The following is a 14,319-nucleotide window of genomic DNA, read 5'->3' on the forward strand; positions in this document are numbered from 1 at the left end:
GGCACTTTGCTTTGCTGGATGCCGAGCACGTGTGTATTGCGTTCAAGAGCTGTCGCACCAAACCCGTCGGCGAGCACTGGGTGGAAGTTGAACGCGTCAACCTGTCCTGGCTCGGACGACCGCTTCCAGGCTGCCCTCGCGCAGAGGAGCGAGTGTCGACATGAGCAATGAAGTGGCCCGACTTGAGGCGTCGTTAAGACTGCACACGCGGCGCTTGAAAAAACTGCAGCGCGCCTGGGTTCCACTGCAGCAATGCGCGCCCAAGTGGGTATTGGTGTTATGGATTGTCGGCGTCTGCGTGTCGCTGGGCACCCAGTGCTACGGCCACTGGCTGGTGACCGCACCGATGATCTGCGTATTGATCGTGGCGGAAATCATCGTCGAGGAGCGGCAGATGACACTGTTATTGCGCGCGGACCACGCGCGCGATCTGCTCAGGCGGGCGCGACTTGACGGCGGGTATTGATCACAGCGTCGTTCAGCACACGCCGCAAAAACCGGGGCCGCCAACGAACGGCAGCCCCTGCTCCGGGTTTTACACGGCTATTTACAGCCGATCCGGCTCGGCAATTGGCCCTGCTTCGCCTTCAGTGCGGCCTGCACCGACGGCGGCAACTGGTTCCAGAACGTGAGCCCGGAGCGCTCTTCGATGTGCTCAACCGTCACCTGATAATCACAGAAGTTCGCACCTTTAGGCGTTTCCTGGTTCATCACAAACGAGGCATACAGGCCGTCTTCCGGTGAGCGGCCCACAAAGATGATCTTCCAGTACCCGCTGGGAATGGTATGGACCTTGTTCGTGCCCGGCAGCGTGCCGACAAAATGCTCATACAAAGGCCCGGTGGTGACATACACCTGGTCGATGCCGGGCGCTTTGCTGAGGTTGCGCTCCTGGTCTTCAAGGTGCGCCCAGGCCCCCTGGTTGAGCTCGGCCTTTTGCGGCGTGATATTGGACAGGTAATTGAGGGTCTGCCAGTCAGGGACGCCGGCCATCGACGCGAGATTGGCCTGATGGCCACGGTCGACTTTGAGCGCGACATTGGCGCCGTTGTAATCCACCGGGTCGAGCGTTTCCCCTGCGGGGATATCCGGGTCGGTCTTCCAGTCGCGCGGGCGACCGCTGGCCGGGGTGTCCTTGGTGATTTTGTACGAGACCCAGTTCGCAAACTTGGTCGAGCCATTGTTGTTCAACGTGTACGCCTGACGGTTCAAGGTCAGCGGGCTGCCGCCAGCGGGGCACCCCACCGAACAGTTATCGAACGGCAATGCCTGCTGCTGCGGCTGGGCAGGGATCGCGGATTCGCGGGTTCTATCGGGTGTCGTACAGGCCGCTACAAGCGGGATCAACAAAAACGCCAGGTGCTTGAACTTCATACTTCCATGCATGGTGTAGCTCCTTGTGGGTGACTCAATGACCACGGTAAATGGCACGTCGACTGCTGCGGTTCCTTCGCGAGACGACCTGCACACTGAACCACTCCAAACATTTCAATATGAGCAGAGGGTCTGGTTTTTTTGCGGGTTCGGGCTGGCCGACGGCTGAATGCCCAGAGAGACGCGGTGAGCGTCAGGTAGAGCGCCAGCACCTGATGCTCGCGTGGAAACTCTAACGGAGCCGGCCACACGATGGAATCGAACTGACCCGTCGTGCGTTTAATCTTGTACGGGTTCGTAGCGGATTGTCCTGGATTCCAGTGGCTTTGCGCACAAACTGCCTCGCCAACACGCGCGGTTTATCGACGGTGACCAGGTTCAGAGCCACCCCAGCCGCACACTGCAGGCGGCCAACCCGGCCACCGGCCAGGCCGCGCACTGCCTGCGGTGTTCGGCGGGAATAAAGCCTCGGGGGTGGGTCGAGCGTTCGGCGGCGCCTTTATTGAGGACTGCTTCGCGTTGAAGTCGGTGATGATCCGCTGCTGAACGCAATCCCATGATGGCCTGACAGCCGACCCGGAACCCGATTGAAGGCGATTTATGGATCCATTAAACCCTTTTGCGTCCGATAATCGCCCGGAATAACCCGATTACCGGCTTGACCGCCACCTGACTCTCCAATTTAATGGATCCATTAAATAACAATAATCCGTTGCCTGGAGAGTCACCATGTACCCGAAGAACACGTGGTATGTCGCTTGCACCCCCGATGAAATCGCGCAAAAACCGTTGGGCCGGCAGATCTGCGGTGAAAAAATGGTGTTTTATCGTGGCCTGGAAGGCGCCGTGGTGGCGGTCGAGGACTTCTGCCCCCATCGTGGCGCACCGCTGTCGTTGGGCTATGTCGAAAACGGCCACCTGGTGTGCGGCTATCACGGCCTGGTCATGGGCGGTGACGGCAAGACCGTCGATATGCCGGGCCAGCGGGTGCGCGGCTTTCCCTGCAACAAAACCTTCGCCGCCGTTGAGCGCTACGGTTTCATCTGGGTCTGGCCGGGTGATCAGGCCCAGGCCGACCCCGCGCTGATCCACCACCTGGAGTGGGCGGTGAGTGACGAGTGGGCCTACGGCGGCGGGCTGTTTGATATCCAGTGCGATTACCGCCTGATGATCGACAACCTGATGGACCTGACCCACGAAACCTACGTGCACGCCTCCAGCATCGGCCAGAAGGAAATCGACGAAGCGCCACCCGTGACCACGGTGAACGGGGACGAAGTGGTCACTGCTCGGCATATGGAAAACATCATGGCCCCGCCGTTCTGGCGCATGGCCCTGCGCGGCAACAACCTGGCCGACGATGTACCGGTGGACCGCTGGCAGATCTGCCGCTTCACGCCGCCCAGCCATGTATTGATCGAAGTCGGCGTGGCCCATGCCGGCAAGGGCGGCTACACCGCCGCCGCCGAGCACAAGGCCGCGAGCATCGTGGTGGATTTCATCACTCCGCAAACCGACACCTCGATCTGGTACTTCTGGGGCATGGCGCGCAACTTCAACCCGCAGGATGAGGCACTCACCGCCAGCATTCGCGAAGGCCAGGGCAAGATTTTCAGCGAAGACCTGGAAATGCTCGAACGCCAGCAACAGAACCTGCTGGCCCACCCGACGCGTAACCTGCTCAAGCTGAATATCGACGCCGGCGGCGTGCAGTCGCGCAAGGTCCTGGACCGCCTGATCGCCCGGGAACGCGCCGGAGCGCCAACATGATTGAAGTCGTGGTGACATCCCGCCGCACCGAAGCCCAGGACATCTGCAGCTATGAACTGGCCAGCGTCGATGGCAGCCCACTGCCGGCTTTCAGCGCCGGTGCGCACATCGACGTGCACTTGCCAGACGGGCTGATCCGCCAATACTCGCTGTGCAATCACCCGCAAGAGCGGCACCGCTATGTGATCGGCGTACTCAACGACCCCGCGTCCCGAGGGGGCTCGCGCAGCCTGCACGCCCACGTGCACACGGGCACCCGCCTGAGCATCAGCGCACCGCGCAACCTGTTCCCGCTGGCCCACGAAGCCCGGCGCAGCCTGCTGTTTGCCGGAGGCATCGGCATTACACCCATCCTGTGCATGGCCGAGCGCCTGGCACACACGGGGGCCGATTTCGAGCTGCATTACTGCGCCCGCGCCCGTGAGCGTGCGGCATTTGTGCAGCGTCTCAAGGCGTCACCGTTTGCCGAGCGGGTGTTCCTGCATTTCGACGAGCAGCCCGACACCGCCCTGCATGCCGCCGAGCTACTGGCGGCGCCGGCAGACGACGTGCACGTGTACGTCTGCGGCCCCGGCGGGTTCATGCAGCACATACTTGAGAGTGCCCGGGCCCAGGGTTGGCAAGAAGCCTGCCTGCACCGTGAATACTTTTCGGCGGCACCGGTGGACAGCAGCCTCGACGGCGGGTTTTCGGTGCAGATCGGCAGCAGCGGCGAAGTCTTCGAGATCCCGGCCGACAAGAGCGTGGTGCAGGTCCTGGAAAGTCACGGCATCGAGATTGCCGTGTCCTGCGAACAGGGGATTTGCGGCACCTGCCTGACCCGCGTGTTGCAAGGCATACCGGAGCATCGCGACCTGTTCCTCACCGAGCAGGAACAGGCGCTGAATGACCAGTTCACGCCCTGCTGCTCGCGCTCGAAAACGCCCTTGCTGGTGCTCGATATCTGAACCGCATCACGACGCGGGCAGGATCACCTTCATGCGTGCGTCGGCGGTGGCGGCGCTGAAGATTTCGGCATAGCGCAAGGTCGCGTTGGCATGCTCGCGCATGATCGCTTCGGCGCGCGCGCCCTGGCGGTTGACCAGCGCGTCGAAGACCGAGTGATGTTGCATGTGGGCATAGTTGAAGCGCCGGTACTCGCGGGCCATGTCCTCGCGGTCCACCGCCAGCGCCGTCACCGACGCAAAGGGCAGGTGGTCATTGCGCGCCAGGGCATCGGCAATCGCCGGGTTGTGGCTGCCTTCGACGATGACCTGGTGAAAGCGCATGTTCAGGTCGTGATAGACCTCAAGGTCGTCTTCGGTCACATAGCCCTTTTCGAACAGTTGATCGCCCTCGACCAGGCAGCGCTCCAGCACGGCACGCGCTTGAGCCGACAACCCCTGCTCGGCGGTCTGGCGCGCCGCCAGGCCTTCGAGCACGCCGCGCACTTCAACCGCACCGGCAATGTCGCTGGGGCTCACCGAGCGCACCTGATACCCGCGCCCGCCGAACGGCACCAGCAGCCCTTCCTGCTCCAGGGTACGGAAGGCCATGCGCACGGGCATGCGCGACACGCCGAAGCGCTGCGCCGTGGGCGTCTCCATCAGCCGCTCCCCCGCCACCAGCTCCCCGCTGGCAATCATCTTGCGCAGTGCGACCAACACCAATTGACCGGGCTTACTCATCCAGGCAACTTCCAGAAAACATGGGCCGCCATAGTACCGCAAGCGCCTGCCGGCGTCAGACGAACGCCAGCGCTGCACGGGCGCTGTCTATCGCCCCCAGGTGCTGGGCCAACCGGGCAGGCAGGTAATCAAAAAAGAACCCGGCACTTTGCAGCTTGGCGGCGCGTAACGGGTCCTCTTCGGGCAATGCCCTGGACACCCGTGCCGCCCGCGCCCAGGCAAAGGCCAACAGTGCCACACCGCACAGCTGGAGAAAATCCGGCGCTGCCCGATAGGGGTATTCGCGGTCTTCCTGCGCCTGTTCACGCAGGGCGCTCACCGTCGCGGCCAGTGAGTCGCACAGGTTGCCCAGTGCCTCGGCGAACGCCGCGCACTCGGCGTACAGCGCGCCCTGCCCGGCCTCTGCACGCAACGTGTCGAGCAGCAAGCCGAACGCCCGACCGTCATCCCCGAGCACCTTGCGCAGCAGCAGGTCGTTGGCCTGGATCTCGTTACTGCCCTCGTAGATCATTGCAATGCGACTGTCGCGCAGGGTCTGTTCGATGGCGAACTCGGCGACATAGCCGTAGCCACCGAAGACCTGCAGTGCATTACTCGCCTGGCGAAAGCCCTGCTCGGTGAAAAACGCCTTGATGATGGGCGTCAGCAGTTGCGCCAAGGCGACGGCCGATGCGTCCTGCTGATCGAGCAGGTGCGCCGCCCAATACCCGATGGCGCGCATGCCCTCGCTAGTGGTGCGCAGCTCCAGCAACACGCGGCGCATGGCCGGGTGATAATGGATCGGGTCGGCCGCCTGGGCGGCCACTGCTTCAGGCCTTGACGGTGCGCGCATCTGCACGCGCTCGGCGGCGTACTGCCGGGCGTTCTGCCAGGCGGCCTCGGCATGCCCCAGGCCTTGCAGGCCGACATGCAGGCGCGCCGAGTTCATCATCACGAACATCGCGGCCAAACCGCGATTGGCGTCGCCGATCAGCCAGCCTTGGGCCGCGTCGAACACCAGCGAACAGGTGGCACTGCCCTTGATACCCATCTTGTGTTCAATGCCGTCACAGCGCACCCCGTTGACCTGGCCAGCGTCCAGTAACTTGGGCACCAGGAACAGTGAAAGCCCGCGACTGCCCGACGGCGCATCAGGCAGCCGCGCCAGCACCAGGTGCAGGATATTGGCCGTGAGGTCATGCTCACCGCCGGAGATAAACAGCTTGCTGCCGCTCAGGCGATAGCTGCCATCCGCCTGGGGCTCGGCACGACAGCGCAGTAAACCGACATCGCTGCCGGCCTGGGGCTCGGTCAGGCACATGGTGGGCAAGGCCTGCCCGCTGATGATCGCGGGCAGGTAACGCGCCTGCAACCAGGGTTCGCCATGCGTCTTGAGGCACAGGTAGGCGCCGTGAGCGATGCCGGTGTACATGGCCCAGGCGTGGTTGCTGGCGTAGAGCATTTCTTGCAACGCGGCGTCGAGCAGTTGCGGCAGGCCCTGCCCGCCCAGCGCCTCGGCGCACGCCAACCCTGGCCAACCGCCTTGGGCATACGCGCGATACGCCTCGGCAAAACCGTCCGGGGTGCTGACCTGGCCCGCCTGCCAACGGCAGCCCTGGCGGTCGCCGCTGCTGTTCAACGGCGCCAGCACGCCTTGGGTGAAACGGGCGGCCTCCTCCAGCACGTGCATCGCCAGGGGCAGGTCCAAAGCCTCCCATGCGTCGTGGGCCTGCAGCCAATGCTCAAGCACAAATTGCATATCGCGCAGGGGCGCCTGATAGCTCCACATCGAGACACCTCATCAAATTAAACAGGCTGTGTATTCAAGCGCGCCAGGCGGGATTTTCGATCAACAGCGCCATGCCCTGCCCGCCGCCCACGCACGCCGCGGCAATCCCGTAGCGCAGGTTGTGCTGGCGTAATTGCCGCGCCAGGCTCATCACCAGGCGTAACCCGCTGGCCGCCAGTGGATGGCCCAGCGCCAGGGAACCGCCTTGGACGTTGAGCCGATCGCTGTCCAGCTCCAGCTCCAGCTCCTGGGCCACCGCCAGCACCTGGGCGGCCTGGGCTTCATTGATCTCGAAGCGGCCGATGTCGCCCAGGCTCAGCCCACTGCGCTGCAGCAACAGGCGGATCGCCGGCGCTGGGCCAATGCCCATGAACTCCGGGGCTACACCGACCACTGCGCTGGCCAGCAGGCGTGTCAGGGCCGGGCGTGTGCAATCAGACGCGCGCCCTACCAGTGCCGCCGCCGCGCCGTCGACCACCGCACAACTGTTGCCGGCGGTTTGCACCCCATCGGCATGCACCGCACGCAACCGTGCCAGGGCCGCCAGGTCGGTCGGCCGTGGGTGGCTGTCTTGGCTGACAACCCCCGCCTGGCGCGCCAGGCTGATGCGCCGCGATTGATACCCCTCAAGCTCGAACACCTGGTTATCCACCGGGACGATTTCGTCGACCCAGGCACCCTCCTGTTGCGCCTGCAACGCGCGCTGGTGGCTGGCGCAGGCATAACGGTCCACGGCCTCGCGACTCAGGCCATAACGCCGCGCCAGGTTATCGGCAGTGGCGATCATGTCCAGACCTGGGGCCGGGTCGTACAGCGCTTCCCAGAGGAAATCCTTGAATTGCACTTCGCCCCCCAGGCGGAACCCACCGCGGTGGGTGTAGGCCGCAATCGGGTTGCGTGACATCGATTCAGCCGCCACGCACAAGGCCAGTTGCACCTCGTCGCGCAGTTGTTCAGCGGCCTGGCGCAACAGCTCGAAGCCGGTAGCGCAGATGCGCTGCACCCCCAGCGCCGGGACCGCTTGCGCCACACCGCTGTACAAGCCGATATGCCGTGGCAGCAAGTAGGCATCGAAGCTGGCCTGGGCCATGGAACCGGCCAGCACACTGTCAACCGCCTGCCCCTGGAGGCCGGCGCGAGCCAGCACTTCACGGCCAACCTTGATGCCCAGGTCGATGGGCGACACCTGGGACAGCGCCCCGCCGAGGTCAACCCACGGCGTGCGCACGGCCTCGAACATCGCCGCATCGGCAAACGCCGAATACTGCCCGGCGCCGCTCACGGTTTGGGCCCGGCACGCAGGATTGTCGGGTCTTCGCCGCGATACAGCGCTTCAACCTTGGCCGCACGCCATTGCAATACCGCGCGCTGGTTGATCGAGCCTTTGTCGGTAATTTCCCCACGGTCGATGGACGCCGGCTCGTCGAGCACGGCAATCCACTCCAGGCGACTGGCATTGCCGGTGGCCTCGCGATTGAGCCGTTGCAGCCAGTCGCCGAACCATTGGCGCACCGGCGCGCTGTTGAGCACCTCGGCGTCGCTGGCCTCTGCGTTCAAGCCCGACAGCCGGCGGCATTCATAGGCCCTGGGGAACACCAGCGCTCCCAGGCATTCGCGGTCCGGCGCGGCGATCACCAGGTCCTGCACATAGGGTGAGCCTTCGAGCACCGCACGATTGCGCAACGGACCGACGCTGACAAACACCCCGGAGGACAGCTTGAAGTCTTCGGCAATACGCCCGTCGAACATCAGCCCCCAGTGTGGCTGATGGGGATCGGCGAGCTTGATCGCATCACCGGAACAGTAATACCCCTGCTCATCGAACACCTCGGCGGTTTGCTCGGGCGCGCGCCAATACCCCGGCATGATGTGCGGCCCGCGAAAACGCCCTTCAAACTTGCCGTCCACCGGCACCAGGCGCACCTCGCAGCCTGGCGCGGGCAAGCCGATATAGCCGGCCATGGACAACGGCCCGGTGGTGAACGTGCAGGACGGCGCGGCTTCGGTCATGCCCAGCCCGGCCATCATGCGGATACGCTCGCCGCAGTGCTGTTCGGCCACGCGGTCGAGGCGGTCCCAGACACTTTGCGACAGGCCGGCGGCAGCGAAGAAGAACAGTTTCATCCGCGCAAAGAACCGCTCGCGCAACGCGGCGTCCTGTTCCAGGGCGTTGACCAATTCTTCCCAGCCCTTGGGCACCGTCAGGTAGGCGGTGGGCGAAATTTCCTTGAGGTTGCGCAGGGTCTGGGCAAAACCCTGGGCTGTGGGTTTGCCGTCGTCGAGGTAAAAGGTGCCGCCGTTGTAGAGCACGATGCCGACGTTGTGGCTGCCGCCAAAGGTGTGATTCCACGGCAGCCAGTCCACCAGCACCGGCGGCTCCTCGCCGAACACCGGAAATGTCTGCAAGAGCATTTGCTGGTTGGCGCACAGCATGCGCTGAGTGGTGATCACTGCCTTGGGCAGTTTGGTCGAGCCCGAGGTAAACAGGAATTTGGCAATGCTGTCGGGGCCGGTGGCGTTGAAAGCCGCGTCGGCCTCAGTACCGGCCGACGTGTGCAACAGGCTGGCGAAGCTGATCTGAGTGCGCCCGGGCACCTGGCCGCGCACGCTGATCAGCGGCGTTTCGGGCGGCAATACGGCATCGATCGCCCGCTGGTAGGCCGGCGCATCGCTGACGAACACCAGCCCGGGTTGCAGCAGGTCACAGACATGCCGCAGCTTGGCGAAATCCTGGGACAACAACGAATACGCCGGCGATACCGGGCAGTAAGGAATACCGGCGTACATCGCGCCGAGGGCGACCTGCAAATGTTCGATGTCGTTGCCCGACAGCAATGCCAGCGGCTTGTCCGCCGACAGCCCGTAACTCAGCAGGCCCTGGGCAATCGCGCGTACGCCGTCGAGCATCTCGCGGTAGCTGACACGGCGCCAATCACCGCCGGCCTGGCGTGCCGCGATAAACGTCTGCTCGGGCCGCACCCGCGCCCAATGCACCAGGCGATCGAGCAAGCGCGCCGGCAACTCGGCCAGGGGTTCCAGGGAGCGCATGTGCAACACGCCCTGTTCTTCAGTGACCGCCACCGGTGCGTGGCCGATGGAGACCTCGCGGTATCGCGGTGCGGGCTGGGGTTGCGGTCGGAATTCGGAACTCACAAGGGTGTCCTCCAGCAAGGCGGATCACAGCCGCCTTGTTATTGTTAGGTCGCAGCAACTGCTCAGATCGGGTAATGCCGTGGCCCGTTCTGCAAGGTCACCCAGCGCAATTGCGTGAAGTGCTCAATGGACGCCTTGCCACCAAAGCTGCCGTACCCACTGGACTTGACCCCACCAAACGGCATCTGCGCCTCGTCATGCACCGTCGGGCCATTGATATGGCAAATACCCGACTCGACCCGCTGCGCCAGCGCCAGCGCGCGCCCGGTGTCGCGACTGAAGATCGCCGCCGACAGGCCGAACTCGGAATCGTTGGCCAGCCGCAACAAGGCTTCATCACCCTCACCACGCAGCAGCACGGCAACCGGGCCAAAGGACTCTTCGCGGTACACGCGCATCTGTTCGGTGACACCCTCGATCAGGGTCGGCTGCAGGATGCTGCCCGCCAGTTGGCCGCCTGCCACCAGCCGCGCGCCCTTGGCCAGGGCATCGTCGATCAGGGCCTTGATGCGTGTGCCGGCGCTGGCGTCCACCAGCGACCCCAGTACCGAATCCGCCGCCGCGGGATCACCCGCATGCAGGGTCGCGACCTTGGCCGCCAGCTTGGCGGTGAACGCATCGGCGACCTTGGCATCGACGATCAGGCGTTCGGTGGACATGCAAATCTGGCCCTGGTTGAAATAGGCGCCAAACGCCGCCGCCGCTACAGCAGCGTCAAGATCGGCATCGTCGAGCACCAGCAACGGCGCCTTGCCACCCAGTTCCAGCAACGCCGGCTTGAGGTGACGCGCCGAGAGCTCGCCGACAATCCGCCCGACATGGGTCGAACCGGTGAAGTTGACCCGCCGCACTGCCGGGTTGGCGATCAGCCGCTCGACAATCGCGGCGGCATCCGCCGGGGCATTGCTGATGACGTTGACCACGCCATCGCCCAAGCCTGCATCCTGCAATACCTGGCCAATCAGGCGGTGCACCGCCGGGCTTATTTCCGAGGCCTTAAGCACCACGGTATTCCCGCAGGCCAGCGGCATGGCGATGGCGCGAGTGGCGAGGATGACCGGCGCGTTCCACGGCGCGATGCCCAGCACCACGCCGCACGGTTGACGCAAGGCCATGGCGAAACTGCCGGGGACATCCGAGGGAATCACCTCGCCTGTGATCTGGGTGGTCATCGAGGCCGCTTCGCGCAGCATATTGGCCGCCAGGCGCACATTGAAGCCATACCAGTTGGCCATGGCGCCGGTCTCGCCGGCGGCGGCGATGAATTCACTGCTGCGCGCCTGCAATTGCTCGGCAGCGTTGAGCAAGCGGGTGCGGCGTTCGTTGGGCGCCAGCGCCGCCCAGGCAGGGAACGCGGCTTGGGCGGCGGCGACGGCGGCGTCGGCATCTTCCAGGGTCGCAGCGGCCACCCGCGAGACCACTTCACCGGTCACCGGGTTGCGACGTTCGAAGGTTCGACCGTCACGGGCGGGGCACGACTGGCCGCCGATCAACAGGGGCACGTCCAGCATGGTGATTCCTCTTTATTGTCTTTATCGGGAACACGTTCAAGCAGGGTACAACGGCGCGGCCAGGCGGCCGCGCCCTTCAGCGTTTATAGGCCTGCAGGCCAGGCTTGATGCTCTTGTCGTCGAGGAACTGTTTCATGCCCTGCTCGCGACCGCCTTCGGTGTCGAGCAGACGCGACTGATCGAGCTTGGCGTAGAGGTAATCCTCGTTCTGCTCCCAAGTCAGTTCGCGGCAGCGCTTGAAGCCATGCTTGGCGGCACGCAGCACCACCGGGTTTTTTTCGAGCAGGTTACGCGCCAGTTCGATGGTCACTTCGCGCAGTTGCGCCAGCGGCACGCTTTCGTTGACAAGGCCCATTTCGGCGGCTTTCTGCCCGCCAAAGGTCTTGCCGGTCATGATGTAGTACAGCGATTGACGATGGCCCACGGTGTCGGCCATGGCCTTGCTCACCAGGTTACCCGGCGGGATGCCCCAGTTGATTTCCGAAAGGCCGAAGGTCGCTTCGTCGGCGCAGATCGCCAGGTCGCACGCCACCAGCGGGCTGAAGCCACCGCCGAAGCACCAGCCATTGACCATGGCGATGGTCGGCTTGGCGTACATGCGCAGCAGTTTCCATTGCCATTGCGAGGCTTCGCGGCGGATTTTCTCCTGGAGGATTTCCGGGCCGGCATCCACTTCGCGAAAGTATTCCTTGAGGTCCATGCCCGCCGTCCAGGCTTCGCCCGCACCGGTGAGGACCAGCACGCCGGCGGCAGGATCCTGCTCGAGGGTTTCCAGGACGTCGATCATTTCCCGGTTCAGGGTCGGGCTCATGGCGTTGCGTTTTTCCGGACGATTGAGAATGACCCAGGCGATGCCTTCTTCGATCTCAACCTTGACTGTGGTCCAACGGCCTTCGTAATTGCTCATGGCGGTACGCTCTTGTTCTGGGTGTGAAGATGATTCGAAATTAAACCGCAAATATAGTTATGTCAATTAACTATTAATCTGAATAACCAATATTTTTCCTGCTTAAAACCCGCGTGGCGCATGCGCTGTGAAAACCCGGCATAGCCATAGCGCGTCAACACCGGCAAACTAGATACTCTTATTAACCTGCACCTTCTGAGGATTGCACTGCCAATGGCCAAGCCTTCCACCATCGCCACCGCCAGCCAGGCCCTGCCCGACAACGACGAGGTACGGCCGCCGCTGGATTCAGCCCTGGACGATCTGATCGGTTACGCCATGCGCCGCGCCCAGCTCAAGCTGTTCCAGAACCTGATCGGCCGGTTGTCGGACCACGACCTGCGCCCGGCGCAGTTTTCGGCCCTGGCAATCATCGAGCAGCACCCTGGGCTGATGCAGGCCGACCTGGCTCGCGCCCTGGCCATCGAGCCGCCCCAGGTGGTGCCGTTGCTGAACAAGCTGGAAAGCCGCGCCCTCGCCGTGCGGGTGCGCTGCAAGCCGGACAAGCGCTCCTACGGGATCTTCCTCAGCAAGACCGGCGAAACCCTGCTCAAGGAACTCAAGGACATCGCCGCACAAAGTGATCTGGACGCCACTGCCGCCCTTGACGGCCAGGAACGTGAAGAGCTGCTGCGCTTGCTGAGGAAGGTCTATCAGGACTGATCGGCTTACCAGAGCGCCACGGTGTAGAGCACCAGGAAACGGGTCTGGTTTTCATCGCGAAAGGCCGCGCCGCTCGGGAAGTCATTGCGGTAGATCGACTTGCGTGCCATGAACCCGACATTCTTCAGCGGGCCGCTCTGAATCACATACCCCAGTTCCATTTGGAACTCGCGCTCCTTGCGATCCTCGGCGTTGAAAGCGGCCAGTTCAATGTGGTCGCCACGCACATAACGCAGCCGAGTCTTCAGCCCCGGCACGCCTGCTGCCGCGAAGTCATAATCGTAGATGGCCTGCCAGGTGCGTTCCTTGGCGTTGAGAAAGTCCGAGCTCATGGTCAGCTCGCTCATGCCCATCAACTCTGTTCCCGAGATATAGGGCGTGGCCGTCTCCCCACTTGAGTGCATGTAGCCAAGGCTGACGCGATGGCCGCCCAGGCGGTAGCCAAACAACGCCGAGAGGTTGCGGTTATCCACCTTGCCCGCCTTGGCACTGCCATCCTCACGGCTGAAAAAACTGCGCAGGTCGCTGGTGAGCACGCCATCGCCCACCGGCAGGTTGTGCAGCAGCGCCAGGGTGTCCTGCTGGTAGAGGTCCGCGATCTGCGAGTGATAAACCCGCAGGCTGAGGTCTTTGTTGACCTGATAGTCACCGCCCACATAAGCCAGGTGCGAGGTGGTGGCGGTGGCGTTGAAGCGCCGGTTGGGTGAGGCGATGGTCATCGCCTGGTAGTCGGTGGAGTCGCGCTTGTTGATGCGGTCGATATAGCCCGTGTTGAGTGTCAGGCCATCGATGTCCTTGGAGCTCAACGTGGTGCCGCGAAACGTTTGCGGCAGCAGCCGCGACGGACTGGCAAAGGCAAACGGCAGGAAGATCGACACATCGCCGGCCTTGACCGTGGTTTGGGCGAACCGCAGTTTGGCGGTTGGGGCCAGCCGCGAGTACTCGTCGGCGGCGCGCTTGTCGCTGGCCGACACCGGCAACAACTCGGTACCGCTGCGGTCCGGCGAAGAGTCGAGCTTGACCCCCATCAACCCGCGTACATCCAGGCCAAAGCCCACCGGGCCAGGGGTGTAACCCGATTCCAGGTTGAGGATAAACGCCTGGGCCCATTCCCGCGCGGCGGTCTTCGCACCGTCGTCCTTGTAGTCGCGGTCCAGGTAGTAATTGCGCAAGGTCAGGGTGCCGTGGCTGTCGTCGATAAAACCTGCAGCCCATAGCGAACCGGGCAGCACGCTCAAGGCCAGCAATGCCATCAGCCGGCGTGGAGCGTTGTTCGACACACAGGAAACGGACGCCGCTGCAACGGCGCCCTCCATAGGGAGTTCTGGCATGTTCGATGTCCATTTTTGTTGTTGTTATTGGGTTGGCGCACGCGCGGCCCTGTCAGCCTCGCAAACCAAGAATGGAAACAGCCGACGGTACTCGTCAACCGTAACTGACCGATAATCGAACATTAATAAAGCTATC

The 14,319-nt window shown here is 63.6% G+C and carries 12 protein-coding genes; 4 read left to right on the forward strand and 8 right to left on the reverse strand.

Annotation, left to right across the window (positions count from 1 at the left end; all coding sequences use genetic code 11):
* The first annotated feature begins 160 nt into the window (after window positions 1-160).
* Window positions 161-466, forward strand: coding sequence for a hypothetical protein (locus JFT85_RS05660; protein ID WP_053255518.1), 306 nt, complete (start codon window positions 161-163; stop codon window positions 464-466).
* Window positions 467-543: 77 nt separating this feature from the next.
* On the opposite strand, the gene JFT85_RS05665 is transcribed toward JFT85_RS05660, so the two are convergent.
* Window positions 544-1,386, reverse strand: coding sequence for a DNA/RNA non-specific endonuclease (locus tag JFT85_RS05665; protein ID WP_073636803.1), 843 nt, complete (start codon window positions 1,384-1,386; stop codon window positions 544-546).
* Window positions 1,387-2,103: 717 nt separating this feature from the next.
* Here JFT85_RS05665 and JFT85_RS05670 point away from each other — a divergent pair.
* Both JFT85_RS05670 and JFT85_RS05675 read left to right on the forward strand, forming a co-directional pair.
* On the forward strand, window positions 2,104-3,144 hold the full coding sequence (locus tag JFT85_RS05670; protein WP_069552226.1) for an aromatic ring-hydroxylating oxygenase subunit alpha: 1,041 nt from the start codon (window positions 2,104-2,106) through the stop codon (window positions 3,142-3,144).
* Entirely contained in the window at window positions 3,141-4,091 is a 951-nt protein-coding gene (locus JFT85_RS05675) for a PDR/VanB family oxidoreductase (protein WP_201229444.1), read from the forward strand. The genes JFT85_RS05670 and JFT85_RS05675 overlap by 4 nt, the downstream gene beginning before the upstream one ends.
* 6 nt (window positions 4,092-4,097) lie before the next feature.
* On the opposite strand, the gene JFT85_RS05680 is transcribed toward JFT85_RS05675, so the two are convergent.
* The 6 genes from JFT85_RS05680 to JFT85_RS05705 form a co-directional block, all read right to left on the reverse strand.
* Window positions 4,098-4,811: a GntR family transcriptional regulator gene (locus JFT85_RS05680; RefSeq protein WP_053255514.1), complete on the reverse strand. Its 714-nt coding sequence runs from the start codon at window positions 4,809-4,811 to the stop codon at window positions 4,098-4,100.
* 55 nt (window positions 4,812-4,866) lie between these two features.
* Window positions 4,867-6,579, reverse strand: a complete 1,713-nt coding sequence (locus JFT85_RS05685; RefSeq protein WP_069552228.1) for an acyl-CoA dehydrogenase — start codon at window positions 6,577-6,579, stop codon at window positions 4,867-4,869.
* Between the two features lie 34 nt (window positions 6,580-6,613).
* Window positions 6,614-7,861: an acetyl-CoA C-acyltransferase gene (locus tag JFT85_RS05690; protein ID WP_201229446.1), complete on the reverse strand. Its 1,248-nt coding sequence runs from the start codon at window positions 7,859-7,861 to the stop codon at window positions 6,614-6,616.
* On the reverse strand, window positions 7,858-9,732 hold the full coding sequence (locus JFT85_RS05695) for a feruloyl-CoA synthase (RefSeq protein WP_053255511.1): 1,875 nt from the start codon (window positions 9,730-9,732) through the stop codon (window positions 7,858-7,860). The genes JFT85_RS05690 and JFT85_RS05695 overlap by 4 nt, the downstream gene beginning before the upstream one ends.
* A 62-nt stretch (window positions 9,733-9,794) precedes the next feature.
* Entirely contained in the window at window positions 9,795-11,243 is a 1,449-nt protein-coding gene (locus JFT85_RS05700; RefSeq protein ID WP_069552230.1) for an aldehyde dehydrogenase, read from the reverse strand.
* 76 nt (window positions 11,244-11,319) lie between these two features.
* Window positions 11,320-12,150 carry a p-hydroxycinnamoyl CoA hydratase/lyase gene (locus JFT85_RS05705; RefSeq protein ID WP_010567568.1) on the reverse strand — a complete coding sequence of 277 codons (831 nt, stop codon included), beginning with the start codon at window positions 12,148-12,150 and terminating at the stop codon, window positions 11,320-11,322.
* Between the two features lie 213 nt (window positions 12,151-12,363).
* On the opposite strand from JFT85_RS05705, the gene JFT85_RS05710 reads away from it, so the two are divergent.
* Entirely contained in the window at window positions 12,364-12,852 is a 489-nt protein-coding gene (locus tag JFT85_RS05710) for a MarR family winged helix-turn-helix transcriptional regulator (RefSeq protein ID WP_053255509.1), read from the forward strand.
* 5 nt (window positions 12,853-12,857) lie between these two features.
* Here the strand turns inward: JFT85_RS05710 and JFT85_RS05715 are convergent, their stop codons facing one another.
* A complete protein-coding gene (locus tag JFT85_RS05715; protein WP_169876119.1) occupies window positions 12,858-14,183 on the reverse strand; it encodes an OprD family porin in 1,326 nt (441 codons plus the stop codon).
* Window positions 14,184-14,319: the final 136 nt, after the last annotated feature.

Source organism: Pseudomonas sp. TH04, from assembly GCF_016651355.1.
Classification (GTDB): domain Bacteria; phylum Pseudomonadota; class Gammaproteobacteria; order Pseudomonadales; family Pseudomonadaceae; genus Aquipseudomonas; species Aquipseudomonas fluorescens.